Raw genomic sequence first — 21,225 nt, 5'->3', positions numbered from 1 at the left:
AGATGAGTTTAATGGAAAACTGCAGTGAAGAAAGAATAGTCGACGCCGCTTGTTTTGGCGTGACAAGAGACGGCGTGACGGATGATGCACCTGCGATACAGCAAGCAATTAATTACGCAGCTAGCAACAATTTATCACGCGTACTACTAACAGGAAACTATACGTATGCCATCGCATCACCCCTTGTGATTAAACCGTCTATTTCGTTTGAAATGGACAGCGGAACCAAACTTAAAGTAACGGGAAATTATCATGTTTTTACGCTGCAAAAAGATGCGTCGATTTCAGGTGGAACAGTTGAAGTGACCGACCCATCATTTACCTCTTCGGTCATTTACCTTCACGGATCGCAGCAATTAGAAACAGGAAACAAAACGACGATAAGCAACATCAGTATGATTAATACGTCTGGTGCTTATAACGGAAAAGGCATTTATTTTTACTGCCAAAAGGCATGGGATTTTATTAGCTTTGTGAACGTATCATTTGTACACCTTCGCAACTTTGAAAGGGGCGTGCTGCTGCAAACCGAAAAAATCACCAACATCAATACGCCTGCATGGATTAACGCGAATAACTTTAGCTATTTATCAATTGACGGCTGTCAGTATGGAATTGACGTAGCTGGCATTAGCGACGTGCCGTATGAAACGTCAGGAAACAGCTTTAGTCATTTTCAAATGCAGTGCCGCAGCCAAACGAAACGAGCAATTAAATGTTCAGGCGCTTACAACACCTTTGAAGGTCATATTTGGGATACGTATTTGATGAATGGCGGCCAACCACCCGTAGAATTCACGAGTATCTCACGTCGAAATCAGCTTGCCTCTAATCTTTTATCCACAGTTATTTTAAACAACGGACAGTATAATGATATTACTTCTCCTTTTGAACAAACCCGGAATATATTTGCTCCAGGTCTTCCCGGAAAGCCTGATATAATCGGCAATCAAGACGATATTTTCGTACAAGCTGATAAAAAATATACCGTCAAGCAAATCGCTGGAAAAGCCCCGTACGGAGGAAGCATCAGCAACTGCTTCAGCTTAATTGATGAACAAAGCATGAATTACCTTGACGTGCCGGCTTCAGCTCCCGTTGTGATTGAAATGGACTTTACTGCAAATCCAATTAAAATGCTGAATATGGCCGGCGCTTCATTTGGATGGGGTGAGTCACCTAAAAATATTAAATTTGAATATCTAACAGCACTAGACGGTGCGTGGACAACAGCCAAAGACGTAAAAAACAACTTAGGAAACACCGTAACGGCAGAAGTGCGAGCCAATACGCTGTATAAAATGAGACTTACACTAAGCGAATATACAAAAGACCACAAACGTTTTCGAATTAACCGTATATTCGGTACGTCTTCTATGATGCCAGGTTCTTCTTGGGTGGCAACGTCCGGAAGCAAAATGTATGGAAACCTCGAGTTTCAGCAAGGAAACAGCCTGATTCTTAAATCTCCTGACGGACAAAGCTGGAAGCTAAGCGTTGATAACACTGGGAAAGTCTCCGGGACAAAAATCTAAGTAGAGAAATTACTTTTAAACCAGCTTCTTTTTATGAGAAGCTATTTTTTATGTCGATAAAAAGTCACGAGCGTACTATGGATAGAACAAGCCTCAAAACCGTAAGTTATCTGGTTTATTTGTTGCCTAGTCTCAAATAAAGAAATATTTTAATTAAACTTAGCTAAAAAGGTTGGAAATTGTCGAAAGTCTGCCGATATAACGAAGGAAAACAGAAAAATAGACAAGGAGACAAGTAGACAGAATGAGAAAGATTTTACCCGTTTTATTCATGCTAAGTTTACTGGTTACGTTTAGCTATAGTGCTGCAATTAAGCCTGTACAGGCAGCCGAAACAGAGCCGACGGTATCCGTAAAATTAAAAAATTATTTAGGCAATCAATCCAGTATTAAAATTAAGCCATCGCAGTCCTATACGATTGCAGACAGCAAAGTAACGCTTCAAGCTAATACAGAGTACGAAGTAAAAGTAGCGGGGAGCAAAGTCAAACTCCTGCATAACCAAGAAGTCCTTGGTGAATTCGATAGCTTCACTGCTAAACCATCTACATACGAAGCCTTCCTTTCTATTAATAACCGAAACTACTTAGGAAACGTACAGTTTACCAACGAAAGCAGCAAATATGTCAGACCCATCAATACAATTCCAATGGAAGATTATTTAAAAGGCGTTGTTCCAAAAGAAGTGTATACGTCTTGGCATGCTGACGCATTAAAATCTCAGGCTGTTGCTGCGAGAACATACGCATTAAGCTATGCAAGTAAAATCATTGATGATACAACAAGTTTTCAAGTATACGGAGGATATGAATGGTACAACAGTACCAACAGCGCAGTTGATGAAACGTTTGGAAAAGTATTAAAGTACAACGGTGCGTTAATTAACTCTGTGTTTTCTTCAAGCAACGGCGGAATCATTGAATCTGATTATAATGCGTGGGGAAAGGCTTCTCATCCTTACTTTCAAGTAAAAACTGATCCGTATGATCCTCAAACAAAATGGTCATTAACAGTTCAAAAACAGCAAATTGACCTATCTACAAAAGATTTGAAAAACCCAGACGCGTGGTGGAGTCAAACAAAAGAAGCGGATGAAAAAATCGCAGGCAAAATTAAAGCACAAATGCAAACAGCGACTCAATTTAAAGGAAAAGACATTAAAATTGTAGGCATTTCTAAAATTAGCCTTTATCAGCCAACGTCAGGTCAGCGTATGAGCAAAGGAGATATCAGCGTAACCTACGTGATGAAAGGCGAAGTAGATCAAGACAATAAGCTTGCAGTTAAAACATGGAGTCGAACTGGAGATAAAGCAGATAACATTCGATTTATGCTGGACGGAACGCGGTTTAAAAGCCTGATGCTTACTAAGCAAGATCCTTTGGGGGACACAATTACTATTGAAGGAAAAGGAAACGGGCATGGAGTCGGTTTAAGTCAATTCGGAGCAAATGCCATGGCTGCTCAAGGAAAATCATATACCGACATTCTAGACTTTTACTATCCAGGTGTAAGCCTAGTCTCTCATTACGCGGACAAATACCCTAGAGTTACTATTCCAGATCCAGCTCAAGTAGATCCAATCAAGGCTGGCGATAGCAAACTATCAGGAACAGCTGAACCTAATTCGACTATCTACGTAAAAGTATGGCCGAATACAATTGCAACAGGAAAAGCAGACGCTGCAGGGAATTTTTCATTCGACGTGCCAGAACAACAAGCGGGAACGATGCTTCACGTACTAGTCAAAGGTCAAGGCGGCTACAGTACGTACACAAAAATTTATGTGCAGTCTGATACAGCCCCTGAAGCAGCAAAAGTAAATGAGTTAAATGAAGGCGATACAAACCTAACGGGAACAGCGGAGCCAAATTCGACTATTTACGTAAAAGTATGGCCGGATACGATTGCGACGGGAAAAACGGATAATGCAGGAAATTTTTCAATTACGATTCCAAAGCAGCCGGCGGGCAAACAGCTTCACGTATTAGTGAAAGGCCAAGGCGGCTATAGTACTTATACAAAACTATTTGTGCAAACGGATCTGGCTCCGGCAGCAGCAAAAGTTAATGCTATTTCAAGCCAGGATACCAAAATTACAGGAAGTGCAGAGCCAAACTCGACCATCTATGTAAAAGTGTGGCCAGATATCATTGCGACGGGAAAAACGAATAATGCAGGAAACTTTTCTATCACCGTGCCAAAGCAAAAATCCGGGACACTTCTGCACGTGTTAGTGAAAGGGCAAGGAGGCTACAGCACGTATACGAAAGTGACGGTAAAATAAAAGAATACGAGATTTTCAGCATAAAAAAAGCATGCCAGCGGCATGCTTTTTTTTTACTTTGGTACTCTTACATTCGTTCTTCTCGCCCGATATAACAAATATAAAGCAATGGCTGCACCTAGTGAATCAACAGCTACATCTATAATCCGACCATCTCGGCCGATAATAAACGCCTGATGCACTTCATCTATAAATGCAAACGCAGCTACACACAGCCATGCTTTTATGTAACGATAGCTCTGCTTTTTTAAATTCCAGTAAAAAAGTAAGCCTAGCATGCCGAAAAAAGAAAGGTGGGCAATTTTTCGCACAATGAACTCAACGTTAAAACCGTAGCTGTAGGCTGTGAAAAATTCACTGCCAGGGTGCAGTACAGACCAAAGCGTAGCGTTGTGATCCCAAGCGGATGGATTTGTCCAGCTGGAAGGATCCGTTACTTCTAAATGGGGAGTGTGGGAGAACTTTGAAATAGATAATAGTAAAAGAACTAATAACACACGTTTTAGAATCATAAAAAAACTCTTTTCTCTACAAAATTTTCACTTAATGATAAAAAAAGATGGTGAAAAATGCAAGGAATTAGTTAGAGTATATAACTCAATTGGGTCTTATTGGTTATATTTTAATTAGGTAAAATTTACTATTTGTCGGGATTTTTTTCAATGAAAAAGCAATAAAGAAGGCAATGGTTGCGTTTTCAATATAACAAACAAAAATTCTTATTTTTATCAGAAATTTAAAAATAAATAATTCTCTAGGCTCAATAAATGTAAGGGTTTCACTGATAAAATAGGTTTTGTAGAGTTAATTGGAATAAAATTCTTTTAAATGAAAATAGATCTAATTATTATAAAAAATTAGTATACAGTTATAACGTTTATCATGATAAGAAAAGACTATTTCAGATACAAAAAACGTCATAATAAGAATAAATTGAGCCATTTGATAATTTTCGACAAAATAAGACGTTGAAGGGTTAATATGCCTATGGTAGTATTTCATAAGTATAAACTAGTTCATATAGCTTATTTGGAGGAGAAGGAGGTTATAAAAAATGATTGATCTTCACTGTCATATTTTGCACGGTATTGACGACGGTGCTAAAACCATAGAAGACAGCTTACAAATGGCAAAGCAAGCAGTAAGTGAAGGGATCCATACCATTGTTGCAACTCCTCACCACCAAAATGGTCAATACATAAATGAAAAAAATGAAATTATACAGCGAGTGGAACGATTAAACACGCATCTGCATCAAGAAAATATCCCTCTTACGATATTACCGGGTCAAGAGTCTCGTATATATGGAGAAATTATTAAAGACTATCAAGATGGTAAAATACTCACCTTAAATCAAACAGATAAATACCTATTTTTAGAACTGCCGTCCAGCCAAGTGCCGAAATTCACAGAAAAATTAGTCTACGACATCCAGTCGGAAGGACTGACACCTATTATTGTTCATCCTGAGCGAAACAGCCGTCTTATAGAAGATCCAGATATTTTATACAGCCTGGTGAACAAAGGAGTTCTCACTCAAGTTACAGCATCCAGCTTAACAGGAAGATTCGGTAAAAAAATTAAGAAATTTTCTATGGATTTAATCCAAGCAAACTTAACTCATATGATTGCTTCTGATGCACACAATCTATCAGGAAGAAACTTCTACATGCAAGAAGCAAGCGAGTTGATTTCATCTGAATATGGAATTGACACGTTATACATGTTTCATGAAAATGCAGAAGCTGTTATAAAAGGCTACGTTTGTTTTCAAGATACGCCTCACCAAGTGAAGAAAAAAAAGTTTTTAGGAATTTTTTGATAGGCAGAATTCCTGACAACTTACTTCTCTTATTGAATGTTAATGGTTTAATATTCAATAAAAGTTAAAAAGATGAAAAAAATGATGATATCTCCTAAGTGCTATCAAAGGAGATACTAGTCTTTACTGTGGGTAATCAAGCACCTTAGAGGGAGGTTGTTGTCAAACATATGGTGTGAGGGCAGGTTAAATAGCAAAATTTAATTAGGTAAATACTTATGAAAGAGCTGTATATGTACAGGTTTTCCATAAGTATTTACATCTTGTACATACCTAAACGAGTAAATAAAAAGAGAAAATGAGGGATGAAAAATGATGAAAAAAGTAAAAAAAGCAATTATTCCAGCAGCAGGACTAGGAACACGCTTCCTCCCAGCTACAAAAGCGATGCCAAAAGAAATGCTTCCAATTGTTGATAAGCCAACGATTCAATACATCGTTGAAGAAGCGATTGCTTCAGGAATCGAAGATATTATTATCGTAACTGGTAAAGGCAAAAGAGCAATTGAAGATCATTTCGATTTTGCGCCTGAGCTGGAAAATAATCTAGTTTCAAAAGAGAAGTTCGATATTTTAGAAAAAGTACAGCAATCATCGAACGTAGAAATTCATTACATTCGCCAAAAAGAACCAAAAGGATTAGGACACGCGGTATGGTGTGCACGTAAATTTATTGGTGACGAACCTTTTGCTGTGCTGCTTGGTGATGACATTGTACAAGCGGAAACACCATGTCTTCGTCAGCTGATGAATGAATACGAACAAACATTATCTTCAGTAATAGGCGTTCAAACGGTACCTGATAATCAAACGCATCGATACGGAATCGTTGATCCAATTTCAAACGAAGGTCGTCGTCATCAGGTGAATACATTTGTTGAAAAGCCAGCAGCAGGTACGGCTCCTTCAAATCTAGCAATCATGGGCCGCTACGTATTTACACCTGAAATCTTTAAGTTTTTAGAAGAGCAAGAAGTAGGAGCTGGCGGTGAAATTCAATTAACGGATGCCATTCAAAAGTTAAATGAATTTCAGCGTGTGTTTGCTTATGATTTTGAAGGTAAGCGTTATGATGTTGGAGAAAAGTTAGGATTTATTGAAACGACGATTGAATTTGCCTTACAACATGGTGACCTAAAAGAAGACTTATTTTATATAATGAAAAATTTAGTAGAAGCCCAAGCTAAAAAAGTAGTAGAGATAAAATAAGTAGAAAGTTTAATAACAATAAAGTTCTAAGAATCTATATTAGATTTTAAAGCAGAAAGAGTATTAGGTTAGCCTTATATTCAACAGTCAATATTCTAAACTAGACAATAAATTTAAAATTTTTTCAATAAAGTTTCCTTAATTAAACAATAAGGATTGTAAAGGAGTAATTAAATTGAAAATTCCTTCAGTTGAACAAGAATCTGTGGGTTCTAACTCCATATTATTAGAAAACAAAGTTAATAATAAGCTAGGGTATTCAAAAACAAAAAGGTTAATAGATGTTATTGGAGCAATATTAGGTTTACTTATACTTTTACCTATCTTTTTTATTGTAGGAATTTTAATAAAAATTGAAGATCCAAAAGGTCCGGTATTTTTCAAGCAGGTTAGGGTTGGAAAAGATGGTTCTGAATTTAATATGTATAAATTTAGATCTATGGTCACTGATGCAGAGGAGAAACTAGCTGAGTTATTATCTTTAAATCAAGTATCAGGTGCAATGTTTAAGATGAAGAATGATCCAAGGGTTACAAAAATAGGTAGGTTCATACGGAAGACAAGCATAGATGAGCTACCTCAGCTATTGAACGTGTTAAAGGGAGAAATGAGCCTAGTGGGACCAAGGCCTCCATTGTCGAGAGAGGTTAAAGAATATACAAATTATCAAATGCAGCGCTTATTAGTAACACCAGGATGTACAGGCATTTGGCAGGCAAGTGCTAGAAGTAGTGTGGGTTTTGAAGAAATGGTGGAAATGGATCTATATTATATTCGCAATCGAAGTTTGTTCTTAGATTTTAAAATTATTTTGAAAACTATAACAGTATTTTTAGGTTCAAAAAATGCCTTTTAAAATAAGCACTACTTAAGACATTACGCAAATTTAAAGAGGTAAGGCAATTAGTAAAACTGATTTTGTTTTAGAATGAATAGAAATATTATTCATCTGATATGTTAAAAATATTTTTGAAATAGAAGGCTTAAGATGTTTTATTTGAACTATTTATTGTCAGAATGAAGAATATAGTTTATATACAGGATTAGAATTATGTATATATATTAACAAAAAAATGGAGGAAATCTATAATGTTTCTGCGGCTATTATTAATTATTGTTTTGTTTTCTAATTGGCTGGAAGAATGGATTCCTCTATTTACTTTTTCCGATGAAATTTTAGCGTTAGTCTTACCAATCCTAGGATTAGTTAAGCTAGTGACTGTTAAAAAGCATGAAAAGGTTTTTACCAATTTAGAGGTATTAGTATTTATTCTAATTAGCATAGTTTCTTTTTTAGGTGTGATATCAAGCATATTTTCAAATGTTGATAATACATTTTTCTTACAAATATATACACTGTTTGCAGATGTCAAGTATATCTTAATATATTTTGGCGCTAGAGTGCTTCTAAAATACTATTTACCTAATAGCCAAGAGCTATATAGGTTTATAGTGAAGCTTTCTTATCTTTTCTCTTTACTTTCTCTAAGTGTATTTTTCTTAGATTTGATTTTTAATTTTTTGCAAGGATATAGTAATCGTTTTGGTTTGAAAAATGTAGCTTATGGATTTGGACATCCCGCGGAATTTTCATTATGCATTATCTTGCTAACAGCTCTTAATTTATTTTTTAGTTTGAAATTTAAACATAAAATCAATTATATATACATCATTTTAAATTTATTATTACTATTTACAGCAGGTAGAGTCACAGCTATAGCTTTCTATATAACCATAATCCTTTTAATATTATTTTTTAGATATTTTAGAAGGTATGTTTTCATGGGTGTAGTGGTGAGCTTTACAAGTGCTATACTATTTACCTTTAATAAATTCAAGGAAACTTTTATTAATGTACAGGAACCTAGAGGTATCTTAATGGTTACAAGTTTAGATATAGCAAAAAGGTTTTTTCCTTTTGGTAGTGGGCTAGGGACATTTGGATCAAATGCGTCAAGAACTAATTATTCTGCATTGTATTATGAGTATGGCTTCGAGAAAATCTGGGGGCTGGCTCCATGGCACGATGTCTTTTTAACTGATTCTTATTGGGCTATGATGATTGGCGAATATGGTCTAATAGCCTCCTTTATAAACCTGGTTGCGCTGATATTGTTACTTGTAAATTCTTATTATATCTCTAAGGGAATATTTGGAGTTGTAGTTTTCTTGCCTATATTATATATAGTGATAAATACTCCAGTAGACACTACAATTGTAGCAAATAGCTCCTTACCATTAATGTTTATAGCCGCCTTGTTAATCTCTTTAAGATTGACAGAATCTAATAACGAGAATGTGTAATATATAGCTCAATGGAATACATATTTGTTTTTATTAAATTTTTATTCCTTAAAGTTGCATAATTATTGAAGAATAATAAGGAATAAAACAATCGTGAAAAGTGAAAGGTAGTAAAAAATGTCTAAGTTAGTTAAATCAGGAATAATAGTTTTTGTAATTACAGCGCTTAGTAAAGTATTAGGTTTCTTAAGGGAAACCTTCCTAGCTTACCAATTTGGTACGTCATTTGAAACTGATGCTTATTTTGTCGCTTTGACTCCTTCGACACTGGCTATAACGTTTGCATTAAGTGTAAGTAGTGTCTTCATACCTTTATTTGTGAAAAATATGTATGATAGGCAAGAAGCCCATAGGTTTGCTAATAATATTATAATCATATTCTTTCTAGTCTGTATTGGTTTATATTTATGCTTATTCTTAAATGGCAAAGCTTTTATAAGCCTGATTGCTCCAGGCTTACCAGACTATGCAGAAACATTGTCAATTCAAATGTTAAAGATTTTATTTCCCTTAGTATTTGTATCTATTGCTATTCAAATGTATACAGATATGCTAAATAGTTATGAAAGATTCTCTGCGTCTGCTATGAGCCTTTTACCAAATAACTTGTTGATAATTTTTTATCTGGTGATAGTGGGAAAAGATTTCGGTATAGGAGGGGTGGCGTATATTACACTTGCTGCCTTCCTAATACAGTTAATAATTCTATATTCTTTATTAAGAAAAGAACAATATCAATTCAGATTATCACAAAAGGTTTTTGATATAAAAACAAAAGAGTTCTTAATACTAGTTTTTCCAGTTATTATAAGTAGTGCTTTTAGTCAAGTCAATGCAATTGTAGATCGATTTATTGCATCAAACCTTTCTGAAGGAAGTATTTCTGCACTAATGTATTCTTTTAGGTTGAGATCCATGATAACTGGAATATTTGTGACAGCTATTATAACTGTGACATTTCCTAAAATCTCAAAACTAGCCTTAAAGCTTAACAAAGAAGAATTAGTGAACTTAACACAAGATAGTTTGAAAATGATTTTATTAATAGTTGGTCCTATCAGTGCTTATTTAATGCTCTTCAGCACTGATATTATAAAATTGTTATTTGAAAGAGGAGAGTTTAGCCATGAGGCTACAATTGCTACATCCGGAGTATTCTTTTACTATTCACTTGGTCTAATATTTATTGGTATAAGAGACGTGGTAGTGAGGAATTTTTATGCATTAGGAGATACGAAGTCACCTACAATCATTATTATAGCTAGTTTGTTTATTAATATAATTCTAAGCTTTGTTCTAGTTAACATGATGGGACTTAATGGTTTGGGTCTTTCTTCAACATTAGGAATTTTATTAAGTATTATATTACTAAATACAAAATTAAATTCTATACTGCCGAATATATGGTCGAAAAAATTTATTTGGGGTAGTGCAAAAATTACTCTTTCCATTATAGCTGCTGGTAGTTTAATTTATTTCATGAGAGAGAGTCTTCATACGTTTACATTGTCTTTCTTGAGTGATTTTGAATTAAGTTGTATACGTTTAATTAGCTATTTTATTCTTTATATAATTATATATATATTTATTTTGCTGTTTTTGAAAGAAAAAACTACATCCAATTTAATTGAAAAAACATTTAAAAACTTAAGGAATAGGTGATTATAGTTGAATATTCTTATTGTTAATGCGCATTCTTCTAGAAACAAAGGAGATGCAGGTATTATTTTATCAATGATTGATTCTATACAGAAGAATATGCCAAACGCTAATATAAAGATTAAAACAAGATTTCCTGAGATAGATAAAGATACATACGATGTACTTGTAAAAGAATGTGCTTGTAATATCTCTGTTGATCCCGACGAATCAAAAGTAACTAAAATAATCTCAGCTTTAACCATGCTAAGACGCCTTTATAGCAAAAATCAGAATATTGATGATGACTATAAATGGGCAGATGTTGTTGTGAGTTGTGGAGGTGGTTTTTTATTATCTCATCGTTTTAGTCCAGCCTTACTTCAACATTTACTACAATTGAAGATTGCATTTGATTATGATAAACCAGTTGTCATTTATGCTCAATCTATTGGCCCATTTTATAATAATATTATGCAGAAAGTCAGTAAGAGAATATTAGACAGGGTAAATAGAATCTTCATTAGAGAGAATATTTCAAAACAGTGGTTAGAAAAAATTGGTTGTAATAATAAGAATGTGGTAGTGGTTTCCGATTCAGCATTTTGCATGAATGAGCAGCAATCTAATTACGTAGACGAGTTATTTTTAGAATTAAAAAGTAATCATGAAGGTCCAATTTTAGGGCTAACGGCCAGAGATTGGAATTTTCCAGAGATGGAGGATAAAAATCAACGTCGTGCAAGGTACATTGAGAGTATGCAAAAAATAATTTTACATTTTGAAGAAAAATATAATGCGAAATTATTACTGATGCCACAAGTATTAGGACCCAATGATTTTAATGATGACCGAATTATCAGTAGGGAAATATTAGATGGTATTAATAGTAAGTCTAGTCAGTTAATAAACTATGACTTTAACCCAAGAGAATTAAAATATTTTTATTCTAAATTAGATATGTTTATTGGTACGAGAATGCATTCAAATATTTTTGCTCTCTCTAGTTATGTACCTACTGTAGCAATTAATTATGAGCATAAAACAAGAGGAATAATGGAACTTCTTGAGCTAGAAGATTATGTTTTAGAAATAAATCATATCACCCCGGATGACTTAATTTCAGTAACTGAACAATGTTGGAGAAATAGAGAAAATCTAAAAGAAAAGTTAAAAAAGGAAATTCCTGAAGTATTAAATAGTGCGGAAACTCCAGCGAAGTATATAGCTAGTATAAATCAGGCTGTCGCATATAGTTAATTAAAAATCAAAAGAAAAATACTTTTTAAATAAAATGATGAATAAAGGGAGGTTCGTTTTATGAAAGTTTGTCTAGTTAGTTCTACGGGGGGGCATTTAATAGAATTAAAAAAAATAGTTCCAGCTATAAAAAACTATGACTTTTTTTTTGTAACGGAGAAAAGTGAAATGAGCAATGAATTAAAAGATGAATTTAAAGTTTATTACCTTGTGCAACAAGAAAGGAAAAATATTCATATCATCAAAAATCTATTAGCCAATATTTTTAAATCATTTAATATCTTATTTAAGGAGGCACCAGATGTAATTATTTCGACAGGCGCTGGAGCCGTATTTCCACTTTGCTTATTTGGGAAAATGTTTGGTAAGAAAATTATTTACATTGAGAGTTTTGCCAAAGTGAATTCTCCGAGCTTGACTGGTAAATTAGTATACAAGTTTGCGGATGAATTTTATATACAATGGGAAAGTCTTAAATCGTTTTATCCAAAAGCTAAATATAGGGGGTCTCTATATTGATATTAGTAGCAGTGGGGACACAGAATTTTTCTTTTAATAGGTTATTAAAAATAGTTGATGAACTTATAGAAGATAAAGTTATCACTGATAATGTCTTAGGCCAACTAGGATACTCTACTTATCAGCCTATTTACTACGAAGGATTTGATTTTAAACCTGAAAAAGAAATGACTAGACTAATAGAGTGTGCTGATATTATAGTCACGCATGCAGGAGTTGGAACTATTACTACTGCGTTACAGCTGCAAAAAAAAGTAATTGTTGTTCCAAGGTTAAGTCAGTATGGGGAACATGTAGATAATCATCAGCTTGAAATCGCTCAAGCTTATCGACAAAAAGAGTATATTCAGTTAGCACAGAATAAAGAAGAATTAACTTATTTATTAAATAATATAAATAAGTTAAATTTTCAGAAATATACTCCGGCAAATTCTACAATATTAAGTTCAATTCAGGATTATATTGCTAATATATAGTATTTTTTATAAAGGAGAAGTTTAATGAAAAAACCAAAGGTATTAGTTGTAGGTTCCTCCTTAAAAGATAAAGGAGGGATTGTAACTGTTATTAAAAATATAGAACAGTCTTCTATTAATGACCACTATAAAATTAAACGTATTGAAACCTATATAACAGGTAGTACTTTAAATAGAATCTTTATTTTTATGTTAGCATTATTTAAATTAATTTCTTCGCTAATGTTTTTTAGACCAAATGTAGTCCATATACATATGTCTGAAAAAGGAAGTTTTTATCGGAAGACAATTATTTTGCTAATTTCGAAATTATTTAATAAGCCAGTGATTTTGCATATCCATTCTGCAAGCTTTGATGAATTTTACAATTCTAATGAAATTCAAAAGAAAGTGATTAAATTTATTTTAAACAAAGCTGATAAACTTATCGTTCTATCTAAACAATGGGAGAAATATTATTCAAATATTGTTCCTAAGAATAAAATTGCTGTTTTGTATAACGGAGTTTATAAAATGGAGAAAGAATTTAAAAGAGAACATCCTATTCCAATAGGGCTTTTTCTTGGACGGTTAGGCGAGAGAAAAGGTACTTATGATTTACTAAGTTCTATAAAGAAACTCAAAGAAAGTGGAGTTACAGGGAAGTTTTATTTTGCTGGCGACGGAGAGATAGAGCAGGTAAAACAATTAATAAAAGAATATGAAATAGAAGAAATGGTAACAGTTCTTGGCTGGGTAAATTCCAAACAGATTAATGATTTATTAAAACAAGTAGACTTTCTTGTTCTTCCTTCATATAACGAAGGGCTTCCTATGGCCATTTTGGAAGCGATGAACTTTGGTCTTCCTATTATTTCAACCTATGTTGGCGGTATCCCTGAAGTCATAACGAACAGTGATAATGGTTACCTAATAACACCTGGTGAAATAGATGAGTTGACAAAGGCATTGACATCCTTAATAAATAATGCAGATCTGAGAACGGAAATGGGTATGAAAAATAGAAATATTATCCTCGAAAGGTTCGATATCCAGTCATTGATGAATAATTTATCGAATATATATAGTGGGCTAATAAAAAATTAGTTTTATAAAACTTAAAGAGAGTTAGATGAAGAAGTAAAATATTTGTTTTTATATAATTAAAACCGATGTTTAATTATTGAGTGAAAATTTCAATTTTTAAAAAGTGAACAAGTAGATAGTATTTTTTAATTAATTGAGGAGGACGGGATTTTTTGAAAAAAAAAGAATCTTTTTTTTAATTCCAATAATTATAGTAGTGTTTATATCATTTTTTGTGTACGAAAGTTTTTATAATACGCATTCTTTAAGGGACGCGGCAAAAGAAAACGATTTTCTTATAGGAGCGTCTGTGTCTTCAGTTCCTTTCCTGAAGGATGAAAAATATAGACAGTTATTAAAAGATGAATTTAATTTATTAACAATCGAAAATGATATGAAATTTGCTAAAATACATCCGCAAAGAGATACCTATAATTTTGTTATTCCAGACCTTATAGTAGAGTTTGCACTTGAAAATGATATGAAGGTTAGAGGGCATACATTAGTTTGGCATGCGACATTACCTGATTGGATTATGAATCAAAAATTTTCTAAAAAAGATCTTACAATAATATTAAAAAATCATATCCAAACAGTTGTTAAACATTATAAAGGGAAAATATACGCATGGGACGTAGTTAACGAAGCTTACAATGATGACGGTACCCTCAGGCAAAATATATGGTTACAAACTATAGGACCAAAATATATTGAACTTGCTTTTAAATGGGCTCATGAAGCAGATCCTGATGCACTACTTTTCTATAACGATTATAGTAACGAGGGAATTGATGCCAAATCTAATGCTATTTTCGAGATGGTGAAAGATTTAAAAGAACGTAAGGTACCAATCAATGGGGTAGGGTTACAAATGCATTCAAGCATTACTTATAGCAAGAATTATGAGAAAATCAAAGAGAATTTTGATAGGTATAAAAAAATTGGAGTGGAAGTTCAGGTAACAGAGATGGATGTGAAAATTCAACATAGTCATGAACCGTATCATAAAAAGCTAGAACAACAAGCTAATATGTATGCTAAAACTTTAAATGTATGTCTTTCGTCTTCAAACTGTAATGCGTTTATTACATGGGGCATAATAGACAAATATTCGTGGATCCCTGGCTTTACAGGTAATAAAGATGCTCCACTTCTTTTTGACAATGAATATAATCCTAAGCCAAGTCACGAATCAATTTATAATGAGCTTAGAAGTAAAACAAGTAAATAGTAAACCTTTTACTTAAGTTTAATGAATTAAAGTACACTTTTCTTACTACTATGATTAATTTTAAATAAATCTAATTAATTTGTAGAGGAAGTAGGCTATTGATTGCTACTTCTTAAGTTTACTCACGCATAAATAAGTTATATGCTAGGTAGTAGTAGGGTGGAAATCATACTATTGAGTTATTAAGTTCGGAGGTTAACCATGGAAGAGACAATTAGTTTACGAAATTTGTTTCAAGTGTTAAGTAAGCGTCTTTGGCTTATTATACTGATTACAATTATCGCAGCAACTGTAAGTGCGGTAATTAGCTTTTTTGTTTTAACGCCTGTGTATGAAGCGAAAACGCAGATTTTAGTCAATCAAGCAAAAAGCGATGAACAGTTATATAATACACAAACTGTTCAAACGAACGTACAGCTTATTAACACGTATAACGATATTATTAAAAGTCCGGCTATTTTGGACAAAGTTATTAAAGAATTAAAACTTGATGGATCTGCTCAAAACTTAAGCGATCAAATTCAAGTGACCAGTGCTCAAAATTCTCAGGTAGCGCAGATTGTCGTACAAGATACAAGTGCGAAGCGTGCGACTGATATTGCGAATACAACCGCTTCTGTTTTCAAAAAAGAAGTGCCTGAAATTATGAACGTGGATAACGTAAAAGTGCTGGCAAAAGCAATGCTTGGTCAAAGTGCCAGTCCAGTTAAACCTCAACCTTTGATAAATATTGCAATTGCCATCGTGGTTGGATTAATGGTAGGTGTCGGTTTATCATTTTTACTAGAATACTTAGACAATACGCTAAAAACAGAACAAGATATTGAAAATCTTTTAGAATTGCCCGTTATGGGAGTTGTGACAACAATTAAAGATGTACCAAAAGCAACCAACGTACAGCGTCCGGATTTAACTGCTCGCGTACCGCAAAGAGGTGAGACGTTTGGCTCGTAACAAGAAAAATCAAAAAGATGATAAAATGCTGACGTTAAAAAGACGTCTGCTGTCTCATAACAGTCCGAAAGATCCTGTTGCCGAGCAGTATCGTACGATTCGTACAAACATTCAGTTTTCAGGCGCGGACGAAGAAATTAAATCTCTTGTGCTAACTTCTAGCGGACCGTCAGAAGGAAAGTCTACAACGGCTGCTAATTTAGCCACTGTTTATGCACAGCAAGGTTTGAACGTGCTCCTCATTGATGGAGATTTACGAAAGCCAACGGCTCACTATACGTTTCGTCTTGAAAATCATACGGGTCTTACCAATGTATTAACAAGACAATCGTCGCTTGGACAAGCGGTTCAACAAACGGAAGTTCCGAACCTTTATGTGTTAACGAGCGGCCCAATCCCTCCGAACCCTTCTGAACTTCTTACGTCTAAGCAAATGACAGAGGTTCTTGCTGAAATGAAGGAGCGATTTGATATGGTTATTTTTGATACACCGCCTATTTTAGCTGTAGCGGATGCTCAAATTTTAGCGAATCAAGTAGATGCTTCTCTTTTAATTGTAAGCAGCTCGAAAACGGAAAAAGATGCAGCGTTAAAAGCAAAAGAGTTGCTAACGCAGGCAAAGTCAAAATTGCTTGGAGCGGTTCTGAATAACCGTAAAATGGAAGAAGGAAATTATTACTACTATTATGGAAGTAATTAACCTATTTTCTTAAATAACAGGCAGGCTTTCTTATAAGGCGTCGAAACCAAAGCGGTTTCGGCGCCTTATTTTTGTTTGCTGTTTTTCAGGCCCCTTTTAAGTTTTGAAAAGCTTCTTTTTCGGCTTAAAAGGTGTTCTGTTCCTAATTTTCCCTTAGTAATTTATATAAGGAAAGAGAGTGTTACATTTACTGAGGTAGAAATTTCGACAAAAAAAGACATAGAAATACTTACTGTAATGTGCTAATATGAATATTGCTTTTGTTAGGTCTTAAGGCATACAAAAGAAAGATGAAAATTTCATTGCTATTTTAATTTGACACCTTTTTCCTATATGCATCCAGACTTATTACTTGATAAGATGGATGAAATTACGCTTAAAACAGCTATGTCAGAAGGTCTGACATAGTGAAACGTGTTATTTTGCGTTTTAATATACGTAATAGCGTACTGAGGAAAAAGATATATTACTATATGTGTAGAAAAAAGAACGTTTTTAAAAGAAAAGATAGCTAGTTTGGACAGAATTATAAGTGCAAACCAGCCCATCCTTCTTTTTTTCTTTTAGTGCAAAATTTATCTAATGAAGTCAAAACACGGGTAATGGACGCAGTTTTTAGCGAAAAAGCTCGTACAGACACAACTACATAATAAAGGAGAACATAACATGCAAAAAGTAAGAAAAGCGATTATTCCAGCAGCAGGGTTAGGCACACGTTTTTTACCTGCTACAAAAGCAATGCCAAAGGAAATGCTTCCGATTGTAGACAAGCCTACTATTCAATATATTATTGAAGAAGCAATTGAATCAGGCATTGAAGATATTATTATCGTAACGGGTAAAGGCAAGCGTGCGATTGAAGATCACTTTGACAACGCTCCTGAGCTAGAACAAAACTTAGCTGAAAAAGGCAAATTTGAGCTGCTGGAGAAAGTTCGCCAGTCTTCAAATGTTGAAATTCACTATATTCGCCAAAAAGAACCAAAAGGATTAGGGCATGCGGTGTGGTGTGCACGTAACTTTATTGGCAACGAGCCGTTCGCTGTTCTTTTAGGAGACGATATTGTACAGGCAGAAACACCTTGTCTGCGCCAATTAATGAATGAGTATGAGCAAACGTTATCTTCGGTTATTGGTGTTCAGACTGTTCCTGAAAATGAAACGCATCGCTATGGTATCGTAGATCCTTCTTCAAACAAAGGCCGCCGTTACCAAGTAGAGTCATTTGTTGAAAAGCCAGCAGCAGGTACAGCACCTTCAAATTTAGCGATTATGGGCCGTTACGTATTCACTCCTGAGATTTTTAAATTTTTAGAAGAGCAAGAAATTGGAGCGGGCGGGGAAATTCAATTAACCGATGCGATTCAAAAGCTAAATGAAATTCAGCGCGTGTTTGCGTATGATTTTGAAGGCAAACGTTATGACGTAGGAGAAAAATTAGGCTTTATCCAAACATCACTGGAGTTTGCTCTTCAGCACGAAGATTTGCGTAAAGATCTTCTTGTATTTATGGAGCAGCTGTTAAAAGAGCAGCAAATCAAAGCTTAAACAGAGAAACCTGCCGGTAGCTTATTTGAGTAGGTTACCGGTTAAGTAGTATTGGGGTGAAGCTTAATGACAAAAAAAGTACTTGTGATTTCTCAACATTTTTATCCGGAAATCGGAAGCGCCGGAAATCGGATGAAAAACGTATATAAGCTCTTAAAAGAAAATGATTATGATGTAAATGTTTTGACAACTGAACCAACGTATCCAAATAAGAAAATCTATAGCGATGAACAGTTTTGGGACGATGATTCATTAGACGAAGAAAATGATGTTACACGAGTAAAAGTAGCCAATCGCAAATACTCTAGAAGCATTATTAACCGCTTATGGTACTACTTAGAAATTGCGTTTCGAATGATTTTATTTATTTTATTTGATCGTAAAAAATACGATGTTATTTTTGTGACGTCGCCGCCTATTTTTATTGCGGTTGTCGGGTTAGTAGCGAAGTATCGGTACCGAACAAAAATGATTCTCGATATAAGAGATTTGTGGCCGGAATCACTAAAGGGAGTCGGAGTATTTAATTATCGGTTTATTATTTATATTTTCAGCAGGTTAGAAAAGCTTCTGTATATAAAAGCCGATAAAATTATCGTAAATAGTCAGCGCTTCAAAGATTTTATCATCGGTAATTATCATATTCCCCTAAAGAAAATCTCTTTTATGCCAAATGCCGCTCGACAAGAAGAAATCTCTCCGATTGAATCAGGTGACGGGCCATTCAAAGTCATGTATGCAGGAAACATCGGCTTGGCTCAAGATGTCACCATCTTAATGGAATTAGCGAAAGAACTAAATGAGTATGATATTCAGCTCACGGTGATGGGTTACGGATTTAAAAAGCGGGAATTCGTTAAGTTTGCGAAAGAACATAATCTTTCTAACGTGAATTTTATGAAGCCTTCTACGCGTAAAGAATGTTTAAAGACGATTTCAACTCATCATATTGGAATTGTTACTCTTAACGGCAAGGAAGTATTTGAAACGGTATTGCCTGGGAAAATTATCGACTATATGACGTGCAGTCTTCCTATTGTTGGAGCCGTATCAGGTTATGCTAAAACGATCATTGAAACAACAGAAGCTGGAATTGTAGCCAACTCTCATGACGCAGAAGAAATGTTAACACACATTTTATATCTGTATCAGCGTCCTTCTCTTCGAAGTGAAATGGCAGTAAACAGCCGAAAGTATGTTCAGCAACATTTTCTGTGGGAACGAAATATCAATGTGTTAATCAACTTAATTGAAAACAGAGTATCTACATATGAAGAGATGGCTCCTGTAGAAACCAGAGAAAAAGCCGAAGTTTTATAATTACATAGAATCTTCACTATGAATATCTTAACAGTAACGACGGAGGATAAAGATGTCTAAGAACGTATGTATGTTTGTGTGGAATCATTTTACCAATGATGCCCGTGTCTTAAGAGAATGTTCTTCATTGGTAGAAGCCGGCTATAATGTGGATCTTATTGCGATTCACGACCGGAAAAATCCACAGCTTAAAAAGAAAGAAGAGCGCAAGGAAGGGTTTACCGTTATTCGTGTAAATAACCAGTTTCCGTTATTACAAATGCTTCTTGGAGCTGCTCGACGTTTGAAAAAAAGCATTCCTTTACAACTGCTTGCTTTAGTTATACTTGGCTTAGGATTATGGAAGCTGACAGTTATCACGTTACTAGTAGCTGTTCTCCTTGGACTGTTTGTGACGCCAAAAGCTCGAACATTTATGGTTAGAGGCTATATTGCAAGTCAAATGGTAAAGTACGGATTAAAAAAGAAATATGATATTTATCATTCGAATGATTTAAACACGCTTCCTCAAGGCATTACATGTGCAAAAATTTTGCGCCGGAAAAAGCTAGTCTATGATTCCCACGAAGTGCAAACAAGCCGCACTGGGTACAACAGTCCTATTTACGGAATAATGGAAAAACTTTATATTAAGTTTACGGATGTGATGATTGCAGAAAATCATACGCGTGCTAAATATACAGAAGACTTGTACAAGCTGTATCCGCAGGTTGTTCATAATTATCCGTTTGTTGTGAAGCCAGAGTTGAGTCAATCTGTTAATCTTCATGAGAAGCTGAATATTCCTTCTACTGAACCAATCCTTTTATATCAAGGCGGTGTTCAAGTTGGAAGAGGACTTGATAAGCTAGTAGAAGCAGCACCGCTGTTCAAACGAGGCGTGCTTGTCTTCATCGGTGACGGTCGTATTAAACCTCAGCTTCAAAAAATGGTGAAAGAGCAAGGACTTGAAGATCGTGTTAAGTTCTTAGCAAAAGTACCGGTGGAAGATCTTATGCATTATACGAAAAATGCGTATCTTGGTTTCCAAGTATTAAATAACATTTGTTTTAACCATTATTCTGCGTCTTCAAACAAATTATTTGAGTATATGATGAGTGCGGTTCCCGTTATCGCCTGCAGCTTCCCTGAAATTCAAAAAGTAGTAGAAACAGAGAAAGTTGGAGTATGCGTTGACTCGCATGATCCAGTGTCGATTGCCAATGGCGTTAACTACTTGCTTGATCATCCTGAAGAACGTGAACGAATGAGCCTTAATTGCTACCAGGCTCGCGAGAAATACAACTGGAATAATGAAAAAGAAATTTTTATTGATATCTACAAAAAGCTGGCATAGTATGTCAGCTAGAATTTTAAC

At 34.6% G+C, this 21,225-nt stretch carries 18 protein-coding genes; 17 read left to right on the top strand and 1 reads right to left on the bottom strand.

Translation table 11 applies throughout. From position 1 onward, the window contains the following. Positions 1 to 2: 2 nt before the first annotated feature. Positions 3 to 1,535: a pectate lyase family protein gene (locus AC4NPH_RS09475; RefSeq protein ID WP_491938708.1), complete on the top strand. Its 1,533-nt coding sequence runs from the start codon at positions 3 to 5 to the stop codon at positions 1,533 to 1,535. Between the two features lie 244 nt (positions 1,536 to 1,779). Continuing rightward, the gene (locus AC4NPH_RS09470) at positions 1,780 to 3,822 is read left to right on the top strand and encodes a SpoIID/LytB domain-containing protein (protein WP_098597976.1); all 2,043 of its coding nucleotides are present in this window, start codon (positions 1,780 to 1,782) and stop codon (positions 3,820 to 3,822) included. 53 nt (positions 3,823 to 3,875) lie between these two features. Here AC4NPH_RS09470 and AC4NPH_RS09465 read toward each other — a convergent pair whose 3' ends face one another. After that, a complete protein-coding gene (locus tag AC4NPH_RS09465) occupies positions 3,876 to 4,334 on the bottom strand; it encodes a VanZ family protein (RefSeq protein ID WP_080967549.1) in 459 nt (152 codons plus the stop codon). Positions 4,335 to 4,876: 542 nt separating this feature from the next. Here AC4NPH_RS09465 and AC4NPH_RS09460 point away from each other — a divergent pair. The 15 genes from AC4NPH_RS09460 to AC4NPH_RS09390 all read left to right on the top strand — a co-directional run bounded on the left by AC4NPH_RS09460 (position 4,877) and on the right by AC4NPH_RS09390 (position 21,204). Then, complete coding sequence (locus AC4NPH_RS09460; RefSeq protein WP_491938707.1) at positions 4,877 to 5,644, top strand: tyrosine-protein phosphatase; 768 nt, start codon at positions 4,877 to 4,879, stop codon at positions 5,642 to 5,644. A gap of 315 nt (positions 5,645 to 5,959) precedes the next feature. Next, complete coding sequence (gene galU / locus AC4NPH_RS09455; protein WP_491938744.1) at positions 5,960 to 6,853, top strand: UTP--glucose-1-phosphate uridylyltransferase GalU; 894 nt, start codon at positions 5,960 to 5,962, stop codon at positions 6,851 to 6,853. Between the two features lie 220 nt (positions 6,854 to 7,073). After that, complete coding sequence (locus AC4NPH_RS09450; RefSeq protein WP_074894564.1) at positions 7,074 to 7,709, top strand: sugar transferase; 636 nt, start codon at positions 7,074 to 7,076, stop codon at positions 7,707 to 7,709. A 233-nt stretch (positions 7,710 to 7,942) separates the two neighbouring features. After that, positions 7,943 to 9,157 carry a hypothetical protein gene (locus tag AC4NPH_RS09445; protein WP_491938706.1) on the top strand — a complete coding sequence of 405 codons (1,215 nt, stop codon included), beginning with the start codon at positions 7,943 to 7,945 and terminating at the stop codon, positions 9,155 to 9,157. Between the two features lie 117 nt (positions 9,158 to 9,274). Further along, positions 9,275 to 10,819, top strand: a complete 1,545-nt coding sequence (gene murJ, locus AC4NPH_RS09440; RefSeq protein ID WP_491938705.1) for a murein biosynthesis integral membrane protein MurJ — start codon at positions 9,275 to 9,277, stop codon at positions 10,817 to 10,819. A 6-nt stretch (positions 10,820 to 10,825) separates the two neighbouring features. Beyond that, positions 10,826 to 12,055 carry a polysaccharide pyruvyl transferase family protein gene (locus AC4NPH_RS09435; protein ID WP_491938704.1) on the top strand — a complete coding sequence of 410 codons (1,230 nt, stop codon included), beginning with the start codon at positions 10,826 to 10,828 and terminating at the stop codon, positions 12,053 to 12,055. A gap of 60 nt (positions 12,056 to 12,115) precedes the next feature. After that, entirely contained in the window at positions 12,116 to 12,574 is a 459-nt protein-coding gene (gene pssD / locus AC4NPH_RS09430) for a PssD/Cps14F family polysaccharide biosynthesis glycosyltransferase (RefSeq protein ID WP_074894150.1), read from the top strand. Then, positions 12,571 to 13,050, top strand: a complete 480-nt coding sequence (pssE, locus tag AC4NPH_RS09425) for a PssE/Cps14G family polysaccharide biosynthesis glycosyltransferase (protein ID WP_491938703.1) — start codon at positions 12,571 to 12,573, stop codon at positions 13,048 to 13,050. The genes pssD and pssE overlap by 4 nt, the downstream gene beginning before the upstream one ends. A gap of 24 nt (positions 13,051 to 13,074) precedes the next feature. After that, a complete protein-coding gene (locus AC4NPH_RS09420; RefSeq protein ID WP_491938702.1) occupies positions 13,075 to 14,136 on the top strand; it encodes a glycosyltransferase family 4 protein in 1,062 nt (353 codons plus the stop codon). 196 nt (positions 14,137 to 14,332) lie between these two features. Further along, on the top strand, positions 14,333 to 15,346 hold the full coding sequence (locus AC4NPH_RS09415) for an endo-1,4-beta-xylanase (protein WP_491938701.1): 1,014 nt from the start codon (positions 14,333 to 14,335) through the stop codon (positions 15,344 to 15,346). A gap of 201 nt (positions 15,347 to 15,547) precedes the next feature. Continuing rightward, the gene (locus AC4NPH_RS09410; protein ID WP_491938700.1) at positions 15,548 to 16,300 is read left to right on the top strand and encodes a YveK family protein; all 753 of its coding nucleotides are present in this window, start codon (positions 15,548 to 15,550) and stop codon (positions 16,298 to 16,300) included. Between the two features lie 25 nt (positions 16,301 to 16,325). Continuing rightward, positions 16,326 to 17,000: a CpsD/CapB family tyrosine-protein kinase gene (locus tag AC4NPH_RS09405; RefSeq protein WP_491938742.1), complete on the top strand. Its 675-nt coding sequence runs from the start codon at positions 16,326 to 16,328 to the stop codon at positions 16,998 to 17,000. A gap of 666 nt (positions 17,001 to 17,666) precedes the next feature. After that, entirely contained in the window at positions 17,667 to 18,548 is an 882-nt protein-coding gene (gene galU / locus AC4NPH_RS09400; protein ID WP_013055839.1) for a UTP--glucose-1-phosphate uridylyltransferase GalU, read from the top strand. Between the two features lie 66 nt (positions 18,549 to 18,614). Then, a complete protein-coding gene (locus AC4NPH_RS09395; RefSeq protein ID WP_340597874.1) occupies positions 18,615 to 19,868 on the top strand; it encodes a glycosyltransferase family 4 protein in 1,254 nt (417 codons plus the stop codon). A 52-nt stretch (positions 19,869 to 19,920) separates the two neighbouring features. Beyond that, positions 19,921 to 21,204, top strand: coding sequence for a glycosyltransferase (locus tag AC4NPH_RS09390; RefSeq protein ID WP_491938699.1), 1,284 nt, complete (start codon positions 19,921 to 19,923; stop codon positions 21,202 to 21,204). Positions 21,205 to 21,225 lie beyond the last annotated feature (21 nt).

This window comes from Priestia sp. MDV22-iso46 (genome assembly GCF_058629175.1).
This window is presented reverse-complemented; position numbering and strand designations above follow the sequence as displayed.